Here is a 20,053-nt window from a genome sequence, read left to right as displayed (position 1 = left end):
CTCGCTTATTTCTGGCCGCCCAGGGCGGCGATGGCGCTGTGCAGAAGATCGTCGGCGGCCTTAGCGGCGGCGATGCGCTGCTGAAGCATTTCGCCGAATTCCTTCCCCTCGGCCTGCGCCGCCTCCGGCAGGCTCTCGAAAGCCGCCTGCGCCGCCGCGAAGTCGCCGTGGACGAGCGCGGCGTCGATCTTGTCGAGCTTCCCGTCGACCGTTTCCGGATGCGGCTGGCCGGTGGGATGGACTTTCACGAGCTTGCTCGCGCCATGCAGGAGATGCTCGGCCAGATCCCCGCCCGCATGATTTTCGGCGGCGCGCAGGCGTTTGGCGATCGGCGCGAAAGTTTCGCGCAGCTGCGCTCCCGTCGGCGCGCCCTTCTCCGCCATGGGCGAGAGACTTGCGATCACGCCGGCGTCGGCCCCGAGGCGGGTCAGCGCCGCGATTTCGTCGGCGTAGGGGCGCCCCGCCTCGAGCTCGCGCTGGAGCGTGAAGGCGACCACCACCGTCGTGGCGGCGCCGTCCGCCGCGGGCGCTTTCGGCGCCTCGGCCTCGGGCGCGGCGCGGGTCTCGTTCTTGGGCGAGTCCAGACGGTCGGCCAGCGCCTTGAGCTGATCGCCGAGCGCGTCGATGCGCCCCTCTAGCGCCGAACTCATCTCCTCGGCCGTGAAGCCGCCGGCGTCGGCGGGAGCCGTTGCTCCGGGCGCGGCGGCCCTGCCGGATTTCGCGGCCTCCGCCGCCGCCAGGGCCGATTCGGCGAGTTGCAGCGCCTTGCGCGCCAGCTCGTTGGAGGCCTCGACGGTGGCCTCGACGCGCGCTTCGAGCGCGACGGCGTCGGCGGCGGAAAAAGCCGGTTGCGCGGGGGCGGCCGGCGCCTCGGGAGCCTTCTCGACGCGCTCCGGCGCTTTCGCCGGCTCTGGAGCCTTGACCGGCTCCGGCGCTTTTTCGGGTTCGGGCGATTGCGCGAGCGGCGCCGCCCGGTAGGTCGTGACCTTCGAGCCCTTGGCCGGCTTGGTCTCGCCCATCAGCTCCGCGAGGCTGGCCTGCGCCTTGTCGAGCGCCGATTGCGCTTCGCCGACGCCGCTTTCGACATAGTCCGCCACGAGGCGGATGCGCGGATCCTTATCCTTGAAAATCAGCGCGCCATAGCCGCCTGCTCCGATCGCGATCAGGAGCAGCAGCGCCGAGCCGGACAGTTTCATGAGCAGGCCGCCGCCGCGCCGCGCCGCGCCGGGCGGCTTTCGGGGCGCTTCCGGCGTCTTTCCGGCGTCGCCGGCTCCGCCCTCCACCGCTGGAACATTATCCTTCTCGTCGGCGTCGGGTCCGGCCATGGTCGAAATCCTCGCAGTTTGGCGAAAACTATAATGGAGCCCGGGCGCCTGCGAAACAGGCCGGCGCCCGGCGGCTGCGGCCGGGTTCAGCCCGCGGCGGCCATCAGCTCGAGGGTGCGGCGGGCGATGTCGAGATGCAGGCGCTCGACCATCTTGCCGTCGATCTGCACGACGCCCTTCTCGGCGTTTTCCGGCTCGTCGAAGATCGCGATGATCCTGCGGGCGAAATCCACCTCCTCGGCGCTCGGGGCGAAAATCTCGTTCACCGGGCCGATCTGGTTCGGATGGATGAGCATCTTGCCGTCGAAGCCCATGTCGCGGCCCTGCTCCGCCTCGCGGCGAAGCCCCGCTTCGTCGTTGAAGTCGTTGTAGATGCCGTCGATGATCTCGATATTGTGGACACGCGCGGCGAGAACTCCCGCCGAAAGCCAGGAAAGCAGCGCCGGCCGGCCGGGCGTGAGCCGCGCCCGGGTCGATTTGGCGATGTCGTTGGGGCCGAGCACCAGCACCTCGAGCCGCGACGCCGGATCGTCGGCGGCGCTGGCGATCTTCTCGATGTCGAAGATGGCGCGCGGCGTCTCGATCATCGCCCAGAGCCTTGTCCTGAGCGGCGCGCCGGCGGCGACGATGTCGGCGGCGGCCTTCAGAATGTCGTCGCGCGAATTGACCTTGGGGATGACGATGGCGTCCGGCCCCGTGGGCGCGATGGCGGCGACGTCGGGCTTGTACCATTCCGAGCCGCGGGCGTTGACGCGCACGACGACCTGACGCGCGCCATAGCCGCCGCGCGAGACGGCGGCGGCGACCTGCTCGCGCGCCATGGCCTTGGCCGACTCCGCGACGCCGTCCTCGAGTTCGAACATCAAAACGTCGGCGGGAAGGCTCTTGCCCTTCTCCAGCGCCCGGGCGTTGGAGCCCGGCATCGCCAGGACGCTGCGTTTCAATTTCGAAATCATATCGGGCTCCGAACAGGTTATCTTGCAGGCTCGATCTTCTCTTGCCTTGCCGCCCCGTCTACACAATAAGAGGCTGTTCCGCCATCCGCATGAGAGAATTTCGCGGTCGCGGCGTTCTCCAGACGGACGGAGGTCGAGATTGGCGGTCCCGGAAGAAACACCCATCGGCGGGCCGCCGCAGCATCTTCTCGAAGGCTACGAGAGTTTTCTCGCCGGCCGTTTCGTCGCCGAATATGACAAGTTCCGGGAGCTCGCCAAGGGCCAGACCCCGAAAACCATGATCGTCAGCTGCAGCGATTCGCGCGTCGCGCCGGAGGCGATCTTCGGCGCGGGGCCGGGCGAATTGTTCGTGTTGCGCAACGTCGCCGCGCTCGTGCCCCCCTATGAGCCGGACGACCATCATCACGGCGCCTCGGCGGCGCTGGAATACGCCGTGATGGCGCTGAAGGTGGAGCATGTCGTCGTGCTCGGCCACGGCCTCTGCGGCGGCGTGCGCGCCTATGCCGAAAACATCGCGCGGCCCGAGACGCCCCCCTTGAGCCACAGCGACTTCATCGGCGACTGGATCAAGATGCTGGCGCCGGCCGCGGAGCGGCTCGGCGTTGCGCCCAATCCCGACGATCCGCGATACATAGAGCGGCTGGAGTTCGAAGCCATCAAACAGACCCTGCGCAATCTGCGCACCTTCCCGATGGTGCAGGTGCTGGAGCACCACAAACACCTGACGTTGCATGGCGCGCTGTTCCGCATTTCCGACGGCCGGCTGTTCTGGCTCCAGGAGCAGACCGGCGCCTTTCTGCCCGTCGGCGAAAGAGCCTACGCCGCGGCCTTCACAGAGGCGCGGTTTTGACGCCCGTTCAGTCGCCCGTGGCGGATATTCCCGTGATCGAGGGCCTTCACGAAATCGCCGGTCGCTATGACGCGCTGCTTTGCGACGTCTGGGGCGTGCTGATCGACGGCAAGCGTCATTTTCCGCGCGCCGCCGAAGCGTTGCGGCGCTTTCGCGCGAAGGGCGGTTCGGTCGTCCTCATCACCAACGCCTCGCGCCCCGATGACGAAGTCCGACGCCAGCTTCTCGGCCTCGGCCTGCCTGAAGACTGTTTCGACGATCTCGTCTCGGCGGGCGAGCTGACGCTTCGGGGCATGCTCGCCCGCGAGGGGCAGGCCTGCTACCACCTCGGCCCGCCGCGCGACAACGGTCTCTTCGAGGAGGCGGGACGGCGCCTCGGCGCTCCCATCCGCAAGGTCGGGCCGCAAGAAGCGGACTACATCGTCTGCACCGGGCTTTTCGCCGAGCGTGAGGAGACGCCGCAGGATTACGATCCGGGCCTGAAGACGCTCGCGGCGCGCGGGCTCGAAATGCTCTGCGCCAATCCCGACATCGTCGTCGCCATCGGCGACGATATCGTCTACTGCGCCGGGGCGCTCGCCGAGCGATACGCCATGTTCGGCGGTCGGGTCGCCATGTTCGGCAAGCCGCATCCGCCGATCTACGCCGCCGCTATGGAGCGCCTGGCCGGCCTGCGGGGCGCGCCGCTGGAGAAATCGAGGATCCTCGCGGTCGGCGACGGCGCCGTCACGGATCTGACCGGCGCGGGGCGCGTCGGGCTCGACTGCCTCTTCATCACGGAAGGCGTGCATGCGCTGGAGCTGCGCCCGACGGGCGAGGATCTCGACCCGCTGGCGCTCGCGCGGCTGATCGAGGTCGCGGGCGCGCGTCCTGTCGCTTTGGCTCGCGAAGTTTTCTGGTAAAAGGGTGCGGGCGCTTCGCCCCAACTCCGCGCAACAATCCGGTGAAACCCATGTCGACGCCGTTCAAAATCTATTATTTCGAGGATCTGAGCGTCGGCATGCGCGAGACGCTGATGAAGGCGGTGATGGACGACGACGTGATCGCCTTCGCCGATCTGTCGGGCGACCGCAATCCGATCCATCTGTCGGATCATTTCGCCTCCAAGACGCGCTTCGGCGAACGCATCGTCCATGGCCTCTACACGGCCTCGCTGATCTCGACCGTCATCGGCATGTATCTGCCCGGCCCGGGCGCGGTCTATCTTTCGCAGACCCTGAACTTCCGGGCGCCCGTGAAAATCGGCGACGTCATCACTGTCGTGGTCGAGGTGGTGGAGCTCGTCGAGAAGGGCCGCCGCGCCAAGCTCAAATGCGAGTGTCTCGTCGACGGCAAGGTGGTGCTCGATGGCGAGGCGACGGTGATGGTGCCTTCGCGCGAACAGGCGGCGCGCGCCGCCTCGCCGGCGGCGCCAGCGGAGAAGCCGGCGTCGGCCTGACGCCGATCGGCCCCCGCCGTGACCGATCCTTCCTTCATCGTCGCGCGCGACCCTGCCTCTCCGCCCGCGGGGCTCGACGGCGCCGTCGCGGCGCTCGGCAATTTCGACGGGCTGCATCGCGGCCATCGCGGCGTGGTCGCCCGCGCGCAGGCGCTGGCGAAAAAGCTCGGCAAGCCCTGTGCGCTGCTGACCTTCGAGCCGCATCCCGCGGACGTCTTCGCCGGCCAATCGGTGATCTTCCGCCTCACGCCTCCCGACGCCAAGGCGGCCCAGGCCGCCCGCCTCGGGCTCGACGGCATGATCGTCCTTACTTTCGACAGGGCCTTCGCCGCCCGGCCGGCGCGGGAGTTCACGGAGGAAATTCTGGTGAAGCGGCTCGGCCTTTCGGCCGTCGTCGCCGGCTATGACTTCCGCTTCGGCGCGGGCCGCGAGGGCGGGCCGGAATTTCTTGTCGCGGAGGGGAATCGGCTCGGCTTCGCCGTCGAGATCGTCGACCGAATCACCCAGGACGAGGACGGCAGTCTCGAAGCCGTCTCTTCCACGGCGACGCGGGAGCTTCTGGAGAAGGGCGACGTGGCCGCGGCGCGCCGCCTTCTCGGCCACCCCTATTTCGTGCTGGGCCGGGTGCGTCACGGCGACAAGCGCGGCCGGCTTCTGGGCTTCCCCACCGCCAATATCGCGCTCGATCCCTCGAACCGGCTGCGTCACGGCATTTACGCCGTTACGCTTCAGGCGGACGGCGTCACTCGTGACGGCGTCGCCAATTTCGGCCGGCGCCCCACATTCGACAATGGCGCGCCGCTGCTCGAAGTCTTCGTCTTCGATTTCGACGGCGATCTCTACGGCAAGGAAGTCGAGGTGGCCTTTTACGGCTTCATCCGCGGCGAGGAAAAGTTCGACAGCGTCGAGGCGCTGATCGACCGGATGCATGACGACAGCGACAGGGCGCGGGAAATCCTCGCGAGACGATAGAAGTTTGCCACGATGCTCCGGCGGCTTATCTTATGAGCGAGACAGGAGCCCGCCATGAGCGAAGAAAAGCGCGATATCGAGATCATACCGCCCGGCGAGGAATTCCGCGACGAGACCTCCTCGCGCATCTGGATTTCCACCGGCGGCGGCGAGGTGAAATTCGTCAGGCTCGGGCCGTTCGGCAGCCTGATGGTCGGCCTCGGCCTCCTTCTCCTGCTGGCGCTCGGCTTCTTCTTCCTTTCCGGCCTGTTCCTCATCCTCGTTCCGGTCGCGGCCGTGCTGGGACTGGGCGCCTGGTTCTCCGGGCTCATCGGCGGCGGGTCGAACAGGCGGTTACGCTGATTTTTCCGCTTTGCGGCCGCGCCTGCGCTTGATAGACAACGGCATGGTCATTGTTCGCGCGTCACGAATCACCGGCCCGGCCCGCGCTCGGGATTGATTTCGCGCGGGGTCCGGGGTCGGGCGCATTGGCGCTTTTTCTTCAAATCCTCTATGTGACCCGAACCTTGCCGGCGGCGTCGCCGCGGCTGATGACCGGTTTTTGAGCGATGAACGACACTCCCAAAGGGCCCGACTATTCGAAAAGCCTCTATCTTCCGGTCACGGAATTTCCGATGCGCGCGGGATTGCCCCAGCGCGAGCCCGAGTTCCTTAAGCGCTGGGAAGAAATCCGCCTCAACGAAAAGATGCGCGAGGCGGCGAAGGGCCGCCCGAAATTCACGCTCCATGACGGCCCGCCCTACGCCAACGGCAACATCCATATCGGCCACGCGCTGAACAAGATCCTCAAGGACGTGGTGACGCGCAGCCAGCGCATGACCGGCAAGGACTGCGTCTATGTGCCGGGCTGGGACTGCCATGGCCTGCCGATCGAATGGAAGATCGAGGAAGAGAACTACCGCGCCAAGGGCAAGAAGAAGCCCGACTTCGCGCAGCCAGAGGAAATGGTCGCCTTCCGCCGCGAATGTCGCGCCTATGCGGAGCATTGGCTTTCCGTGCAGCGCGAGGAGTTCAAGCGCCTCGGCGTCGCCGGCGAGTGGGATCGTCCCTATGCGACAATGGCCTATCCCGCCGAGGCGATCATCGCCCGCGAGATCATGAAATTCGCGGAGAACGGCCTGCTCTATCGCGGCTCCAAGCCCGTGATGTGGTCGGTCGTCGAGAAGACCGCGCTCGCTGAAGCGGAAGTCGAATATGAGGATCACACCAGCGACATGGTGTGGGTGGCGTTCCCCATCCCGCGCGGCGCGGAAGGCGACCTCTCCGAGGCGCGCGTGGTCATCTGGACGACGACGCCCTGGACGCTGCCGGGCAATCGCGCGATCTCCTTTTCATCGAAGATCGATTATGGCCTCTACCACGTCACCCATGCGCCGGAGAACAATTGGGCGCTGCCGGGCTCGAAATTCATCCTCGCCGACAAGCTGGCGAATGAAGTGTTCAAGGCCGCCAAGGTCGACGCCTATGAGCGCCTGCATGACGTTCCCGCCGCGATGCTGAGCGGGCTCGTCTGCGCCCATCCCCTCGCGCATCTGGGTTACGATTTCGACGTGCCGCTCTTCGACGGCGACCATGTCACCGACGACACTGGCACGGGTTTCGTGCACACGGCGCCGGGACATGGCCGCGAGGACTTCGATATATGGATGGCGAACGGCCGTCGCCTCGCCGAGGCCGGAATCGATGCGCGCATTCCCTACACGGTCGACGAGGATGGCTTCTACACGAAGGAAGCGCCGGGCTTCGAGGGCAAACGCGTCATCACCGACAAGGGCGACAAGGGCGACGCCAATGAATCGGTGATTCAGGCCCTCGTGACCGCGGGCAATCTCATCGCGCGCGGCAGACTCAAGCATCAATATCCGCATTCCTGGCGCTCGAAGAAGCCGGTCATCTTCCGCAACACGCCGCAATGGTTCATCGCGATGGACAAGCCGTTCTCGCAATCGAACCCTCATCCTGACGAGGCGCGCGCTTCGCAAGCTCCTCAGGATACGGATCGCGGAAATCGGCCGACGCTGCGCGCCATCGCTCTGGAAGAGATCGCGCGCACGCAATGGACGCCAGCGGCCGGCGAGAATCGTATCCGCGGCATGATCGCCAATCGTCCCGACTGGGTCGTCTCGCGCCAGCGCGCCTGGGGCGTGCCGATCGCGGTCTTCGTGAAGAAGGGAACGCACGACATTCTCGTCGATCCGCGCGTCAACGCCCGCATCGTCGAGGCTTTCGAGAAGGAAGGCGCCGACGCCTGGTACGAGACCGGCGCCGCCGCGCGTTTCCTCGCGCCTGAATATGATCCCGCTGATTACGAGAAAGTCTCCGACGTTCTCGACGTGTGGTTCGACTCGGGCTCCACGCACGCCTTCGTGCTGGACGATCCGGCGAACTTCCCCGCGCTTGCCGGAATCAACCGCAAGCGCGATGGCGGCGCCGATGAGGTGATGTATCTCGAAGGCTCCGACCAGCATCGCGGCTGGTTCCATTCCTCGCTTCTCGAAAGCTGCGGCACGCGCGGGCGCGCGCCCTATGACGCCGTGCTGACGCATGGCTTCGTGCTCGACGAGAAGGGACGCAAGATGTCCAAGTCGCTCGGCAATGTCGTCGCGCCGCAGAAGGTGATCGCGGATTCGGGCGCCGACATTCTGCGCCTGTGGGTCGCGGCGTCCGACTACGCCGACGATCTGCGCGTGGGTCCGGAAATTCTCAAGACCTTCGTCGAACTCTATCGCAAATTGCGCAACACGCTGCGCTGGATGCTGGGCACGCTTGCGCATTACGAATCGGGCGACGACGCCGCGCTCGAACATGCGGGCGAACTCGAACGTCTCATGCTGCATCGTCTCGTCGAGATGGACGCCGCTGTCCGCTCCGCCTATGCGGCTTTCGATTACAAGAAGGTCGTGGCGCTTCTCACGCCCTTCATGACAAGCGATCTCTCCGCCTTCTATTTCGACATCCGCAAGGACACGCTCTATTGCGAGCCGCCGTCGAGCGTGAAGCGCAAGGCGGCCCTCGCCGTGATCGAGCGGATCTTCCGCTGCGTGACGACATGGCTCGCGCCGATTCTCGTCTTCACGGCGGAAGAGGCGTGGCTCGCGCGCTATCCCGATGCGACGTCGGTTCATGTCGAGAGCTTCCCCGACGTCCCGTCGCATTGGCGCGACGAGGCGCTGGCCAAGAAGTGGGAGGGCGTGCGCGCCATCCGCTCGGTCGTCACCGGCGCGCTGGAAATCGAGCGCGCGCAGAAGCGCATCGGCTCCTCGCTCGAAGCGGCTCCGACAGTCTATATTTCCGACGCCAAGCTGCGCATCGATCTCGACGGCGTGGATTTCGCGGAAATCTGCATCGTTTCGGATATTCGCATCGAATCCGGCGATGGTCCCGCAGATGCGTTCCGTCTGCCCGAGGTCGCGAATGTGGCGGTGGTCCCCAATCGCGCATCGGGCGTGAAATGCGCGCGCTCATGGAAATATTTCGACCCGACGACCGCCGATCCGGAATATCCGGGCGTCACCCGCCGCGACGCTCAGGCGCTGCGCGAGTTGCAGGCGCTCGGCCGCTGGAGCGCCTGACGGGTCGCATGAAAAGGCTGCGAGCGCGTCCCGTTCCCTCCCTGTCGCGCTCCTGCGCGGCGGGCAGGCGACGACTCGCAATCAGTGTGAACGGGAGTCCCCGCGAAGGCGGCGCGCCGGCGCCGTCCGCCGCGCAGCCGGGCAGGGTCGGGGAGGGGACAGCCGTCAAGTGAAAGTCCTCCTCGCCTTTCTCCTCAACACGATCACCAATTTCTTCATCGGCCTCGTGGTCGCGAAATTTCTCGGCCCCGAGGAATACGGCCGCTTCGCGCTCGCCTTCGCCATCGCCGTCGTCGTCCAGACGGCGCTCTACGACTGGCTGAGGCTTTCGGCGACGCGCTTCTATTCCGAGCGCACGCGCGACAGCGTGCCGGCGGTGCGCGCCACGATGGACGCGTCCTTTCTCGGCGTCACGCTTTTTCTCTTTCTCAGCACCGGCCTCTATGCGCTGATCGGTCCCGAGCTCGATTTCGAAAGCGACCTCATCCTTCTCGCGCTGCTCACCGCGACGGCGAACGGCCTGTTCGATTATTCGACCGCGCTGGCGCGCGCGCGCTTTCACGACCACGCCTACGGGCGGCTGCTATTCGTCAAAAACGCTCTCGCGCTCGTTCTCATCGGCGGCGGCGCATTTCTGTTTCATTCGGCGAGCGTCGCGCTCGCCGGCGGCGTCGCGAGCCTGTTCGGCACGGTGCTCTTCACCCGCGCCGCGCTGCGCGATCCCGGCGCCCCCTTCCGCGCGGCGGAGCTGCAGACGACGAAATGGCTCGTCGCCTACAGCGCGCCCATCGTCGCCGCGCATCTCCTCTATCAGGCGATGCCGCTCGCCTCGCGCTCGATCGTCGCCAGCGTCTACGACTTTGCGGAGACGGGGCAGTTTTCGCTCGCCTATGATCTCGGCATGCGCGCGGTCATGGCCTTCGGCTCGGCGTTGGACGTGCTCCTGTTCCAGATCGCCGTGGCGGCGCATGAGGAGCATGGCGAGGACCGCGCCAAGGAGCAGGTCGCGCGCAACATGAGCGTCGTCTTCGTCTTCCTTCTGCCGGCCTGCGTGGGGCTTTGGCTCGTCATGCCCTCGGTCGAGGCGCTGATCGTGCCGGGGCAGTTTCGCGGACCCTTCGGCCATTATCTCGGCCTGCTGCTGCCCGGCCTCTTCGCCATGGGCTTCATGAGTTTCGGGATCAATCCCGTGTTCCAGATCGAAAAGCGCACCGCGCCGCTGATCGTCGCGGCGGTCGCCGCCGTCGTCGTGTCGCTGGCGCTGCTTTTCGTGCTGCCCTGGGGACGGGACGCGTCCAATCTCGCCATTGCGCAGGCGGGCGGCTATCTCGCCGCGCTCGCCGTCACGATCTATTATGCGCTGCGCGCGCAGCCGGTCTGGCCGTCCTTCTGGGACGTCTTCGCGGCGCTGGTGGCGACCGGCGTGATGTATCTTGCGCTGGCGCCGATGCGGGCTTTCGAGCCCGGCTTCTTCACGATGCTCCTGCAGATCGGAACGGGCGCGGCGATTTACGGCGTCATGGTCGTCATTTTCGATATCGCCGGCCTGCGCAGCATCGCCCTCGCCCTGTTGCGCCCGCTCATCGCGCGGGCGTGACAGGCGAAAAAGCGCGCCTATGTTAGAGTTCGGCCGAATGAGGAGGAACGCGCGATGGTGATGCCGCTTTACGACGACGCGCCCATGCGGCGTCTGCGCCGGCCAATCGTCAACTGGACGCTGATCGCGCTCAATGTCGTCGTATTCCTCCTCGTCTACAGCGAGGCGTTCGGCGATCCCCTGACGCTCATCCGCGGTTTCGCGGTCATTCCGCGCGTGCTTTTCGGCGAGGCGACGCTCGCGGACTGGATCGTCGGCCCGCCGGCGCCGCTGACGCTGCTGACGTCGCTGTTCTTCCACTCCTCGGTGCTGCATATCGCGAGCAACATGCTCTTTCTCTACGTCTTCGGCGACAATGTCGAAGACGCGATGGGCTCGCTGCATTATCTGCTCTTCTACCTCTCCTGCGGCGTCGGCGCGGGCGTGTTCTATGTCTACACGACGCCGGATTCGATCGCGCCGCTGATCGGCGCCTCGAGCGCGATTTCGGGCGTTTGCGTCGCCTTTCTGCTGCTCTATCCGCACGCGACCGTAACGGGCTTCTTTCCGCCGCTGACCATGCTGCTGATGCCGGTCTGGTTCGTGGCGCTCTTCGACCGTTCGCGCGCGCCCAACAGCCGGATCCTCGGCCTCAGGCCGCCGCTCTTCTCCTTCCACGCCTCCGCCTTTCTTTTCATCGGCGCATGGATCCTGATCCAGCTGCTCAATGCGACCGGCGGGGGCGAGGGCCGCGTCGCCTGGATGGCCCATGTCGGCGGCATTGTGGTGGGGCTGATCCTGACGCCGTTTTTCAAGCGCCGCAGCCATCCGCTCTTCGACCGCGGGCCGCGACAGCCGCCGCCGCCCGCGCCCCCGCAGAATCTTCCGCCGCCGGCGGATGCGAAGACCGAAGGCTGACGGGAAAGCGCCCGCGTCGCCGGGTCTCGCCTTCGACTTGACATCCCCGTTTGACTTGGGAACGCGCCCCCGTTACCAGACCGCGCAAAGGTTCCAGCAAAGAAAGGGACGCGCGCGCGTTCCGACACGCAAGGGCGGATTTCGCCAGGGGGTCGCACGATGAAGATTCTCGTGCCCGTGAAGCGGGTGGTCGATTACAACGTCAAAATCCGGGTCAAGCCCGACGGCTCGGGCGTCGATCTCGCCAATGTGAAGATGTCGATGAACCCCTTCGACGAAATCGCCGTCGAAGAGGCGCTGCGCCTGAAGGAAGCCGGCAAGGCGACGGAAGTCGTCGTCGTCTCGATCGGACCGGCCAAGGCGGACGAGACCCTGCGCACCGGCCTCGCCATGGGCGCCGACCGCGGCATCCTCGTGAAGACCGACGAGACCGTCGAGCCGCTCGCCGTCGCCAAGATCCTCGCCAAGATCGTCGCCGAGGAGCAGCCCGGCCTCGTCATTCTCGGCAAGCAGGCGATCGACGACGATTCGAACCAGACCGGCCAGATGCTCGCCGCTCTGCTGGGCTGGGGCCAGGGCACTTTCGCCTCGAAGGTCGAACTCGCCGACGGCTCCGTGGACGTGACCCGCGAGATCGACGGCGGCCTCCAGACGGTGAGCCTGAAGCTCCCCGCGATCGTCACGACGGACCTGCGCCTCAACGAGCCGCGCTACGCCAGCCTGCCGAACATCATCAAGGCGAAGAAGAAGGAGGTCGCCGTCAAGGCGCCCGCCGATTACGGCGTCGACATCACGCCGCGCCTCGAAGTGCTGAAGACCGCCGAACCCGCGACCCGCTCGGCGGGCGTGAAGGTCGGCTCCGTCGCCGAACTCGTCTCGAAGCTAAAGGAAGCGGGAGTTCTGTAAGATGACGATTCTGCTTCTCGCCGAAACCGCCAATGGCGCCCTCGCGCCCGCGACCGCCAAGGCGCTCACCGCCGCCCAGCAGATCGGCGGCCCGATCCATATTCTCGTCGCCGGCCCCGGCCTGAAGGCCGCCGCCGACCAGGCCGCGAAGCTCGCGGGCGTGGAGAAGGTCCTCTACGCCGAGGACGCCGCGCTCGACCATGTGCTCGCCGAGCCGGTCGCTGCGCTCATCGTCGGCCTCGCGGGTTCCTATGACGTGATCATGGCCCCCTCGACCAGCGCGACGAAAAACATCCTGCCGCGCGTCGCCGCGCTCCTCGACGTGGCGCAGGTCTCGGACATCATCAAGGTCGTATCGGCCGACACTTTCGAGCGCCCGATCTACGCCGGCAACGCCGTGCAGACGGTCCGCGCCAGGGACGCCAAAAAGGTGATCACCGTCCGCACGACGGCTTTCGCCGCCGCCCCCGAGGGCGGCTCGGCGGCCGTCGAGTCGATCGGCGCCGCCGCCAATCCGGGCGTGTCGTCCTTCAAGAGCGAGGAGCTTGCGAAGTCCGAGCGTCCCGAGCTGACGTCCGCGCGGATCATCATCTCCGGCGGCCGCGCGCTCGGCTCGGCGGAGAATTTCCACAAGGTGCTCGATCCGGTCGCCAACAGGCTCAACGCCGCCATCGGCGCCTCGCGCGCGGCGGTCGACGCGGGCTATGCGCCCAACGATCTGCAGGTCGGCCAGACCGGCAAGGCCGTGGCCCCGGAGCTCTACATCGCCGTCGGCATTTCCGGCGCGATCCAGCATCTCGCCGGCATGAAGGACTCCAAGGTCATCGTCGCGATCAACAAGGACGAAGAGGCGCCGATCTTCCAGGTGGCCGACTACGGCCTCGTGGCGGATCTTTTCCAGGCCGTGCCGGAGCTCGACGCCGAACTCGCCAAGATGGGGCGCTGAGCGGCGATCATTTTCGCTCCCCGCTCCCGCCCCGGCGGGGCGGGGAGACGATCCAAAACGGGTTACCGGCCAAGTTTTCCGGTTTTCTTTCGAACCGAACGCGCGTTATATTGCAGTGCGGCGACGACTGTTTTGCAATGCAGTCGTCCCAGATCGCCGCAGCGGTCCTCTCGCAATGGTGTTCGAACAATGAGCTTCGAGATTCGCAAGGTTGGCGTCATCGGCGCGGGCCAGATGGGCAAGGGCATCGCGCATGTCTGCGCGATCGCCGGATACGACGTCGCCATCAATGACGTCACGCCCGAACGGATCGCCGCCGGCATCGAGGACATCGGCGTTCAGATGCGCAAATCCGCCGAGCGCGGCCATCTCGACGCGAGCCTCATCGCTCCCGCCCTGCCGCATATCACCGCCGCGCCGGCGATTCAGGACTTCCGCGACTGCGACATCGTGATCGAGGCGGCGACCGAGAATGAGGAGGTCAAGCGCAAGATCCTCACCGACGTCGCGCTGGTCGTGAAGCCCGACGGCATCATCGCCTCCAACACCTCGTCGATCTCGATCACGCGGCTCGCCTCCATCACCGGCCGGCCGGAGCGCTTCATCGGCATCCACTTCATGAATCCGGTCCCGCGGATGCAGCTCGTGGAGCTCATCCGCGGCATCGCGACGGACGACGCGACCTTCGAGGAGGCGAAGGCCTTCTGCGCCAGGCTCGGCAAGACGGTCACCGTGTCCGAGGATTTCCCGGCCTTCATCGTCAACCGCATCCTGCTGCCGATGATCAACGAGGCGATTTATACGCTCTACGAGGGCGTGGGCTCGGTCGAGGCGATCGACACGGCGATGAAGCTCGGCGCCAATCATCCGATGGGTCCGCTGCAGCTCGCCGATTTCATCGGCCTCGACACCTGCCTCTCCGTGATGCAGGTGCTGCACGAAGGCCTCGCCGACACGAAATACCGCCCCTGTCCGCTGCTGGTGAAATATGTCGAGGCCGGCTGGCTCGGAAAGAAGACGCAGCGCGGCTTCTACGACTACCGCAGCGGCACGCCGACGCCGACGCGGTGATCAATTCGGGAAGGTTCGCCGCACAGGCGCCTTCCCTCCGCCGCGTCGCCGCACTAGCTTTCGCGTCAATCTGCGAAGGACTGATTCCATGGCGACAATCGACGCGGTTCTGAATTCCATCGACGCGAATCTTCCCGCCTCGACCGAGCGGCTTTTCGACCTGCTGCGCATTCCCTCGGTCTCGACCGACCCGGCCTTCACCCAGCATTGCCAGCGCGCCGCCAACTGGCTCGCCGATCAGCTCAAAGGTCTGGGATATACGGCGGATGTGCGCCAGACGCCGGGCCATCCCATCGTCGTCGGCCATGCGAAGGCGAAGCGCAAGGACGCGCCGCATGTGCTGTTCTACGGCCATTACGACGTGCAGCCGCCGGACCCGCTGGAGCTGTGGGAGGCCGATCCCTTCGCGCCGCGTCTCGCCGACGGCAAGGACGGGCAGGACATCGTCGCCCGCGGCGCCTCCGACGACAAGGGACAGCTGATGACCTTCCTCGAGGCCTGCCGCGCCTTCGAGGCGAACGGCGGGCTTCCCTGCAACGTCACCTTCCTTTTCGAGGGCGAGGAGGAGACGGGCTCGCCCTCGCTTCCGGGCTTCCTCGCCGAGCACAGGGACGAGCTCTCGCAGCCCGACCTCGCACTCGTCTGCGACACGAGCATGTGGAACGCAAGGACGCCCGCCATCACCGTCATGCTGCGCGGCCTCGCGCAGGAGGAAGTGGTGATCCGCATCGCGAGTCACGACCTTCATTCCGGCATGTTCGGCGGGCCGGTGAACAATCCCGTCCATGTGCTCTCGAAGATCATCGCCGATCTGCACGACGCCGACGGCAAGGTGACGCTCCCGGGCTTTTACGCCGGCGTGCCTGAAATTCCCGAGGACATCGCAGAGCAATGGCGCGCGCTGGAGTTCGACGAGCGCAAATGGCTCGCCGACGTCGGCCTCACCCGCGTCGGCGGCGAGCCGGGCCGGGGGATCATGGAGCAGATCTGGGCGCGCCCGACCTGCGACGTGAACGGGATCGTCGGCGGCTACACCGGCAAGGGTTCCAAGACCGTGCTGCCGGCGCAGGCCTCGGCCAAATTCTCCTTCCGGCTCGTCGGGACACAGGATCCGAAAGCGATCATGGAGAGCTTCCGCGCCTTCGTGCGCGAGCGCCTGCCGGCGGACGCGAAGGTGGAATTCATCTCCCACGGCGCCTCGGGCGCGCTACAGCTCCCCTTCGGCTCGGAGGCGCTGAACCGCGCCCGCCGCGCGCTCGGCGAGGAATGGGGGAAGGACGCCGTGCTCGCGGGCTGCGGCGGCTCGATCCCGATCGTCGGCGCCTTCAAGCGCGATCTCGACATGGACGCGCTGATGATCGGCTTCGCGCTCGACGACGACCGGATTCATTCGCCCAACGAGAAATACAGCTACACGTCCTTCCACAAGGGCGCGCGAAGCTGGGCGCGGGTGCTGGACGCGCTGGCGGCCTGAATCAGCATAGCCCCTCGAATCCCCGGCTGCGCGACTGCGCGCAGCCGTAAAAACGCGCGCGTGAAGAGCGGATCGCGGGCGGGCCCGGCCAGGATTTCGCAGCCCTCGAAAACGCATTCCACGAGCCGGCAATCGTCGAATATGCAGGAGCCTCCGAGATTGTCGTTTACGAATCGGCAACCCTCGAAGCGGCATTGCGCAAAATCGACGCCGCGAAAGGAACAGCCGCGGAAGACGCATTTCGTGAAATCCGTCCGGGCGACCAGCGCGGCGTTGAAGAGGCCCCAATACCAGTCGACATTTTCCAGCGCGCAATGGATCAGCGCCCCGTCGATCCCGGCGCCCTCGATCTCCAGCCCCCGGAAAGTCGAGCAGCTGAAGATGGCGTCGCTCCAGCTTTCCGGCGGACCCGTCGTGACGTCGTATGCGCATCCCTCGATCAACATGGCGTCGCCTCCTGTGGCGTGGCGCCATCATTAAGCATGCCGGCGGATATGGCGGTGCGGCGGAACACTCTGCTATCACGCGGCAATCCGCCGCTCGCAATTGGGTCCGGGATGGGCTATGTAAGAAAACGTCCAAACTGGATGGCGCGGCAGGACGGGGCTTCGCCGGCGGTTCACAGGGCTGACGAACATCAAGTCTGAAGGGTAACGGAATGGTGTACCGGCGATATTTCGAAGCCGCCGTCTCCCGTCTGAAGGACGAGCGTCGCTATCGAGTCTTCGTGCATCTCGAGCGTGACGTCGAGACCTTCCCCCTCGCCCGTTGGCACCGCGACGACGGCCGCGTCGACGACGTCACCGTCTGGTGCTCCAACGACTACCTCGGCATGGGCCAGCACCCGGAGGTGATCTCCGCAATGGTCGACACGGCGTCGAGGGTCGGCGCCGGAGCGGGCGGCACGCGCAACATTTCCGGCACCAGCCACGCCATTGTCGAGCTTGAGCGCGAACTCGCCGACCTCCATGGCAAGGAGGCGGCGCTGGTCTTCACCTCGGGCTGGATTTCCAATCTCGCCGCGATTTCCACGATCGCCGATCTCCTGCCCGACTGTCTCATTCTCTCGGACGCCTCGAACCACAATTCGATGATCGAGGGCGTCAAGCGCTCGCGCGCCGAACGCAAGATTTTCCGCCACAATGATCTCGCGCATCTCGAGGAGCTGCTGATCGAGGCCGGAAACCGGCCCAAGCTCGTCGTCTTCGAGAGCCTCTATTCCATGAACGGCAATATCGCCCCTGTCGCCGACATTGCGGCGCTGGCCGAGAAATATGGCGCGATGACCTATGTCGACGAAGTGCACGCCGTCGGCATGTATGGCGCGCGCGGCGGCGGTATCTGCGAACGCGAAGGCGTCATGGACCGCATCGACGTGATCGAGGGCACGCTCGCCAAGGGTTTCGGCACAATGGGCGGCTATATCGCGGGCGACGCGCTGGTCATCGACGCGATCCGTTCATATGCCGCCGCCTTCATCTTCTCCACGGCCATACCGCCGTCCGTGGCCGCGGCCGCCTGCGCCGCCGTGCGGCTGCTGAAGCGCCGGCCGGATTTGCGCGCGGCGCATCAGCGCGCGGCCCATATCACCAAACATGCGTTGTCGGCCGCCGGCCTGCCCGTGCTCGACAATGGCTCTCATATCGTGCCGGTGATGGTGCGCGACGCGGAGCTGTGCAAGGCCGCGAGCGACCTGCTGCTCACCCGCCACGGCGTCTATATCCAGCCGATCAACTATCCGACGGTCGCGAAAGGGTCCGAGCGCCTGCGCATCACGCCGACGCCGCGCCACACGCAGGCGCATATAGCGCAGCTCGTCGAGGCGCTGGTGGATGTCTGGCATACGCTCGGCATCGCCTTTGTCGAGCCGACGCATCTGCACGTCGACGAGAAGAGCGACGAGCGCTGCACCTATCCCGAGATCAAGCTCGCGGCGCAGTAAACCCGCCGCCGTCTTGAAAGACACGCCCGCGCAGCGTCGCGGGCGTTTTCATTTTCGGGATCGGAAAACAATTCATCGAAGGGGCGGCGGATTCGTTTCAGAAACGGTTAACATTCGCGCGACCGCATCGGATGCATTTGAAAATCCCCGTTTCGCGGCAAAAACTTCGTCCTATCTCGGGCGTAAAGGCGGGATGCTCGAAACGCCGCGCCGTCCACCAAAAATGCACGACCGGATTTCAAATGACGACATTTGAAAACATCTTCTTCGCGCGCCGTTAAGAAGCGAAGCCTATTCGATTCGAATTACGAACCGGCAACCACATCAGCACATGGGAGGTCTTCACCATGAGCCGTATCAGCTATTCTTTCGACGAGAGCGCGGTCTGCGCCGCCAATCGAGCCGCCGGCCGGAAACCCCGCATTCCGCTTCGCAAGAAGCTGCGCAGCCGGCGCTATCTGAGAGGCGCGATGGAGGCCGCCGGCCTTTTCGCCTTCGGCTACGGCTCCACCTCGCTGGTCATGCATCTCGCCGCCGGATTTTTTCTCATCCACCGCGTCTCCGGCCTGTTTCCTCATCTGCATCTTTGAGGATCGGGCGCCGAGAGCCTTTCCCGATCCGATTTCATCGGATCGGGGCTCCAGCTTTTTTGACGCGCTTCCTGGCGCCGAACCGGTTTCCACTTTGGCGTAAAGCGCTCTATTTGCGCCCGACGCTGACATAGGCGAAGCCGCGCTTGCGGACGTCTGCGGGTCGGTAGACATTGCGCAGATCGACGATGATCGGCTGTTTCAGCAGGCTCTTGACGCGGTCGAGATCCAGCGCGCGGAAAGCGTCCCATTCGGTGACGATGGCGAGCGCGTCCGCGCCCTCGAGCGCCGAATAGGCGTCGTCGTGGAAGGTCACTTCCGGCATCAGCGGGCGCGCCTGCTCCATGCTCTCGGGATCATAGGCGTGCACCTCGGCCCCGTCGCCGGCGAGCGAGGCGACGATGGCGAGTGACGGCGCGTCGCGCATGTCGTCGGTGTTGGGCTTGAAGGCCAGACCCAGCAGCGCGATCTTCTTGCCGCGCACGGAGCCGCCGAGCGCCATGATGATCTTGCGCGCCATCGCCCGCTTGCGGGCGTCGTTCACCGCCACCACCGTCTCGACGATGCGCAGGCTCGAGCCTTCGTCCTGCCCGGTCTTGATCAGCGCCAGCGTGTCCTTCGGGAAGCAGGAGCCGCCATAGCCCGGTCCGGCGTGCAGGAATTTGGCGCCGATGCGCTTGTCGAGACCGATGCCGCGCGCGACCTCCTGCACGTCGGCGCCGACCTTCTCGCAAAGATCGGCGATCTCGTTGATGAAGGTGATCTTGGTGGCGAGAAAGGCGTTGGCGGCGTATTTGGTCAGCTCCGAGGTGCGGCGGCCCACGAAGACCAGCGGCGGCGCGTTGAGCGACAGCGGCCGGTAGATCTCCTCCATCACCTCGCGGGCGCGCGGGTCTTCCACGCCGATCACGACGCGGTCGGGCCGCTTGAAATCCTCGATGGCGGCGCCCTCGCGCAGGAACTCCGGATTGGAGACGACGGCGAAATCGGCGGTGGGATTGACCTCCCGGATGATGCGCTCGACCTCGTCGCCGGTGCCGACGGGCACGGTGGATTTGTTGACGACGACGGTGAAGCCGTCGAGCGCCGAGGCGATCGTCTTCGCGGCGGCGTAGACGAAGGAGAGATCGGCGTGTCCGTCGCCGCGGCGCGAGGGCGTGCCCACCGCGATGAAGACGGCGTCCGCGCCCTTGACGGCGGGTTCGAGATCGGTGGTGAAGGAGAGGCGGCCCTGCCTGACGTTATTGGCGACGAGTTCGTCGAGGCCGGGCTCGAAGATCGGAATTTCCCCCCTCTTCAGCCGATCGATCTTGGAGGCGTCGGCGTCGACGCAAATCACCTTGTGACCAAAATCCGCAAAGCAGGCGCCCGACACGAGACCCACATAACCCGAACCAATCATCGTGATGTTCACAGTCGCTTCTCCAAATGCGCCGCTTCATCGGCTGCCGGGAACGGATTTCCCCGCCGCGCCGGCGGCCTGCGCAACAGCCTGCAAAGGCTCGGGAATCCGGGCG

The 20,053-nt window shown here is 65.9% G+C and carries 19 protein-coding genes; 15 read left to right on the top strand and 4 right to left on the bottom strand.

Going from position 1 to position 20,053, the window contains the following annotated elements:
- Nucleotides 1-5: 5 nt before the first annotated feature.
- Together MET49242_RS16550 and MET49242_RS16545 are read right to left on the bottom strand one after the other, a co-directional pair.
- Entirely contained in the window at nt 6-1,325 is a 1,320-nt protein-coding gene (locus MET49242_RS16550; protein WP_036284480.1) for a COG4223 family protein, read from the bottom strand.
- Nucleotides 1,326-1,411: 86 nt separating this feature from the next.
- A complete protein-coding gene (locus MET49242_RS16545) occupies nt 1,412-2,281 on the bottom strand; it encodes a CoA ester lyase (RefSeq protein WP_036284478.1) in 870 nt (289 codons plus the stop codon).
- A gap of 139 nt (nt 2,282-2,420) precedes the next feature.
- On the opposite strand from MET49242_RS16545, the gene MET49242_RS16540 reads away from it, so the two are divergent.
- The 12 genes from MET49242_RS16540 (at nt 2,421) to MET49242_RS16485 (ending at nt 16,004) form a co-directional block, all read left to right on the top strand.
- Nucleotides 2,421-3,131: a carbonic anhydrase gene (locus MET49242_RS16540; RefSeq protein WP_036284475.1), complete on the top strand. Its 711-nt coding sequence runs from the start codon at nt 2,421-2,423 to the stop codon at nt 3,129-3,131.
- Nucleotides 3,128-4,033, top strand: a complete 906-nt coding sequence (locus MET49242_RS16535; protein ID WP_051134267.1) for a TIGR01459 family HAD-type hydrolase — start codon at nt 3,128-3,130, stop codon at nt 4,031-4,033. Before MET49242_RS16540 ends, MET49242_RS16535 begins: the two co-directional genes overlap by 4 nt.
- A 50-nt stretch (nt 4,034-4,083) precedes the next feature.
- Nucleotides 4,084-4,569, top strand: coding sequence for a MaoC family dehydratase (locus MET49242_RS16530; RefSeq protein ID WP_036284469.1), 486 nt, complete (start codon nt 4,084-4,086; stop codon nt 4,567-4,569).
- Between the two features lie 18 nt (nt 4,570-4,587).
- Nucleotides 4,588-5,541 carry a bifunctional riboflavin kinase/FAD synthetase gene (locus MET49242_RS16525; RefSeq protein ID WP_036284467.1) on the top strand — a complete coding sequence of 318 codons (954 nt, stop codon included), beginning with the start codon at nt 4,588-4,590 and terminating at the stop codon, nt 5,539-5,541.
- A gap of 54 nt (nt 5,542-5,595) precedes the next feature.
- A complete protein-coding gene (locus MET49242_RS16520; protein ID WP_036284465.1) occupies nt 5,596-5,883 on the top strand; it encodes a hypothetical protein in 288 nt (95 codons plus the stop codon).
- A 206-nt stretch (nt 5,884-6,089) separates the two neighbouring features.
- On the top strand, nt 6,090-9,113 hold the full coding sequence (gene ileS, locus MET49242_RS16515) for an isoleucine--tRNA ligase (RefSeq protein WP_036284463.1): 3,024 nt from the start codon (nt 6,090-6,092) through the stop codon (nt 9,111-9,113).
- A gap of 169 nt (nt 9,114-9,282) precedes the next feature.
- Entirely contained in the window at nt 9,283-10,710 is a 1,428-nt protein-coding gene (locus MET49242_RS16510) for a lipopolysaccharide biosynthesis protein (RefSeq protein ID WP_036284461.1), read from the top strand.
- A 54-nt stretch (nt 10,711-10,764) separates the two neighbouring features.
- The gene (locus tag MET49242_RS16505; RefSeq protein ID WP_036284459.1) at nt 10,765-11,607 is read left to right on the top strand and encodes a rhomboid family intramembrane serine protease; all 843 of its coding nucleotides are present in this window, start codon (nt 10,765-10,767) and stop codon (nt 11,605-11,607) included.
- A 159-nt stretch (nt 11,608-11,766) separates the two neighbouring features.
- Nucleotides 11,767-12,513 (top strand): electron transfer flavoprotein subunit beta/FixA family protein, encoded by a 747-nt coding sequence (locus MET49242_RS16500; protein WP_036284457.1) that lies wholly within the window; start codon nt 11,767-11,769, stop codon nt 12,511-12,513.
- A gap of 1 nt (nt 12,514) precedes the next feature.
- Nucleotides 12,515-13,459, top strand: a complete 945-nt coding sequence (locus MET49242_RS16495; RefSeq protein WP_036284455.1) for an electron transfer flavoprotein subunit alpha/FixB family protein — start codon at nt 12,515-12,517, stop codon at nt 13,457-13,459.
- A gap of 189 nt (nt 13,460-13,648) precedes the next feature.
- Nucleotides 13,649-14,530 carry a 3-hydroxybutyryl-CoA dehydrogenase gene (locus tag MET49242_RS16490; RefSeq protein ID WP_036284452.1) on the top strand — a complete coding sequence of 294 codons (882 nt, stop codon included), beginning with the start codon at nt 13,649-13,651 and terminating at the stop codon, nt 14,528-14,530.
- An 88-nt stretch (nt 14,531-14,618) separates the two neighbouring features.
- Nucleotides 14,619-16,004, top strand: a complete 1,386-nt coding sequence (locus tag MET49242_RS16485; RefSeq protein WP_036284451.1) for a M20/M25/M40 family metallo-hydrolase — start codon at nt 14,619-14,621, stop codon at nt 16,002-16,004.
- Here MET49242_RS16485 and MET49242_RS16480 read toward each other — a convergent pair.
- Entirely contained in the window at nt 15,941-16,450 is a 510-nt protein-coding gene (locus MET49242_RS16480) for a pentapeptide repeat-containing protein (RefSeq protein WP_036284449.1), read from the bottom strand. The genes MET49242_RS16485 and MET49242_RS16480 overlap by 64 nt on opposite strands.
- Nucleotides 16,451-16,662: 212 nt before the next feature.
- Between MET49242_RS16480 and hemA the strand changes: the two genes are divergently transcribed.
- The 3 genes from hemA (at nt 16,663) to MET49242_RS16470 (ending at nt 18,536) form a co-directional block, all read left to right on the top strand.
- Nucleotides 16,663-17,946 carry a 5-aminolevulinate synthase gene (gene hemA, locus MET49242_RS16475; protein WP_036284446.1) on the top strand — a complete coding sequence of 428 codons (1,284 nt, stop codon included), beginning with the start codon at nt 16,663-16,665 and terminating at the stop codon, nt 17,944-17,946.
- A gap of 13 nt (nt 17,947-17,959) precedes the next feature.
- On the top strand, nt 17,960-18,202 hold the full coding sequence (locus MET49242_RS25200) for a hypothetical protein (protein WP_144259669.1): 243 nt from the start codon (nt 17,960-17,962) through the stop codon (nt 18,200-18,202).
- A 91-nt stretch (nt 18,203-18,293) separates the two neighbouring features.
- On the top strand, nt 18,294-18,536 hold the full coding sequence (locus MET49242_RS16470; protein WP_036284443.1) for a hypothetical protein: 243 nt from the start codon (nt 18,294-18,296) through the stop codon (nt 18,534-18,536).
- 109 nt (nt 18,537-18,645) lie between these two features.
- Here the strand turns inward: MET49242_RS16470 and MET49242_RS16465 are convergent, their stop codons facing one another.
- Nucleotides 18,646-19,950 (bottom strand): UDP-glucose/GDP-mannose dehydrogenase family protein, encoded by a 1,305-nt coding sequence (locus MET49242_RS16465; protein ID WP_036284440.1) that lies wholly within the window; start codon nt 19,948-19,950, stop codon nt 18,646-18,648.
- Nucleotides 19,951-20,053 lie beyond the last annotated feature (103 nt).

Origin of the sequence: Methylocystis sp. ATCC 49242, assembly GCF_000188155.2 — a bacterium.
Taxonomy (GTDB): domain Bacteria; phylum Pseudomonadota; class Alphaproteobacteria; order Rhizobiales; family Beijerinckiaceae; genus Methylocystis.
The sequence above is the reverse complement of the archived record's forward strand: the minus strand, read 5'-3'. Positions and strand labels throughout refer to the sequence as shown.

Coding starts and splice junctions, on each gene's coding strand:
- MET49242_RS16495 (WP_036284455.1), top strand. CDS start 12,515: ATGACGATTCTGCTTCTCGCCGAAACCGCCAATGGCGCCCTCGCGCCC.
- MET49242_RS16505 (WP_036284459.1), top strand. CDS start 10,765: ATGGTGATGCCGCTTTACGACGACGCGCCCATGCGGCGTCTGCGCCGG.
- MET49242_RS16480 (WP_036284449.1), bottom strand. CDS start 16,450: ATGTTGATCGAGGGATGCGCATACGACGTCACGACGGGTCCGCCGGAA.
- hemA (WP_036284446.1), top strand. CDS start 16,663: ATGGTGTACCGGCGATATTTCGAAGCCGCCGTCTCCCGTCTGAAGGAC.
- MET49242_RS16490 (WP_036284452.1), top strand. CDS start 13,649: ATGAGCTTCGAGATTCGCAAGGTTGGCGTCATCGGCGCGGGCCAGATG.
- MET49242_RS16470 (WP_036284443.1), top strand. CDS start 18,294: ATGAGCCGTATCAGCTATTCTTTCGACGAGAGCGCGGTCTGCGCCGCC.
- MET49242_RS16485 (WP_036284451.1), top strand. CDS start 14,619: ATGGCGACAATCGACGCGGTTCTGAATTCCATCGACGCGAATCTTCCC.
- ileS (WP_036284463.1), top strand. CDS start 6,090: ATGAACGACACTCCCAAAGGGCCCGACTATTCGAAAAGCCTCTATCTT.
- MET49242_RS16545 (WP_036284478.1), bottom strand. CDS start 2,281: ATGATTTCGAAATTGAAACGCAGCGTCCTGGCGATGCCGGGCTCCAAC.
- MET49242_RS16530 (WP_036284469.1), top strand. CDS start 4,084: ATGTCGACGCCGTTCAAAATCTATTATTTCGAGGATCTGAGCGTCGGC.
- MET49242_RS16500 (WP_036284457.1), top strand. CDS start 11,767: ATGAAGATTCTCGTGCCCGTGAAGCGGGTGGTCGATTACAACGTCAAA.
- MET49242_RS16520 (WP_036284465.1), top strand. CDS start 5,596: ATGAGCGAAGAAAAGCGCGATATCGAGATCATACCGCCCGGCGAGGAA.
- MET49242_RS16550 (WP_036284480.1), bottom strand. CDS start 1,325: ATGGCCGGACCCGACGCCGACGAGAAGGATAATGTTCCAGCGGTGGAG.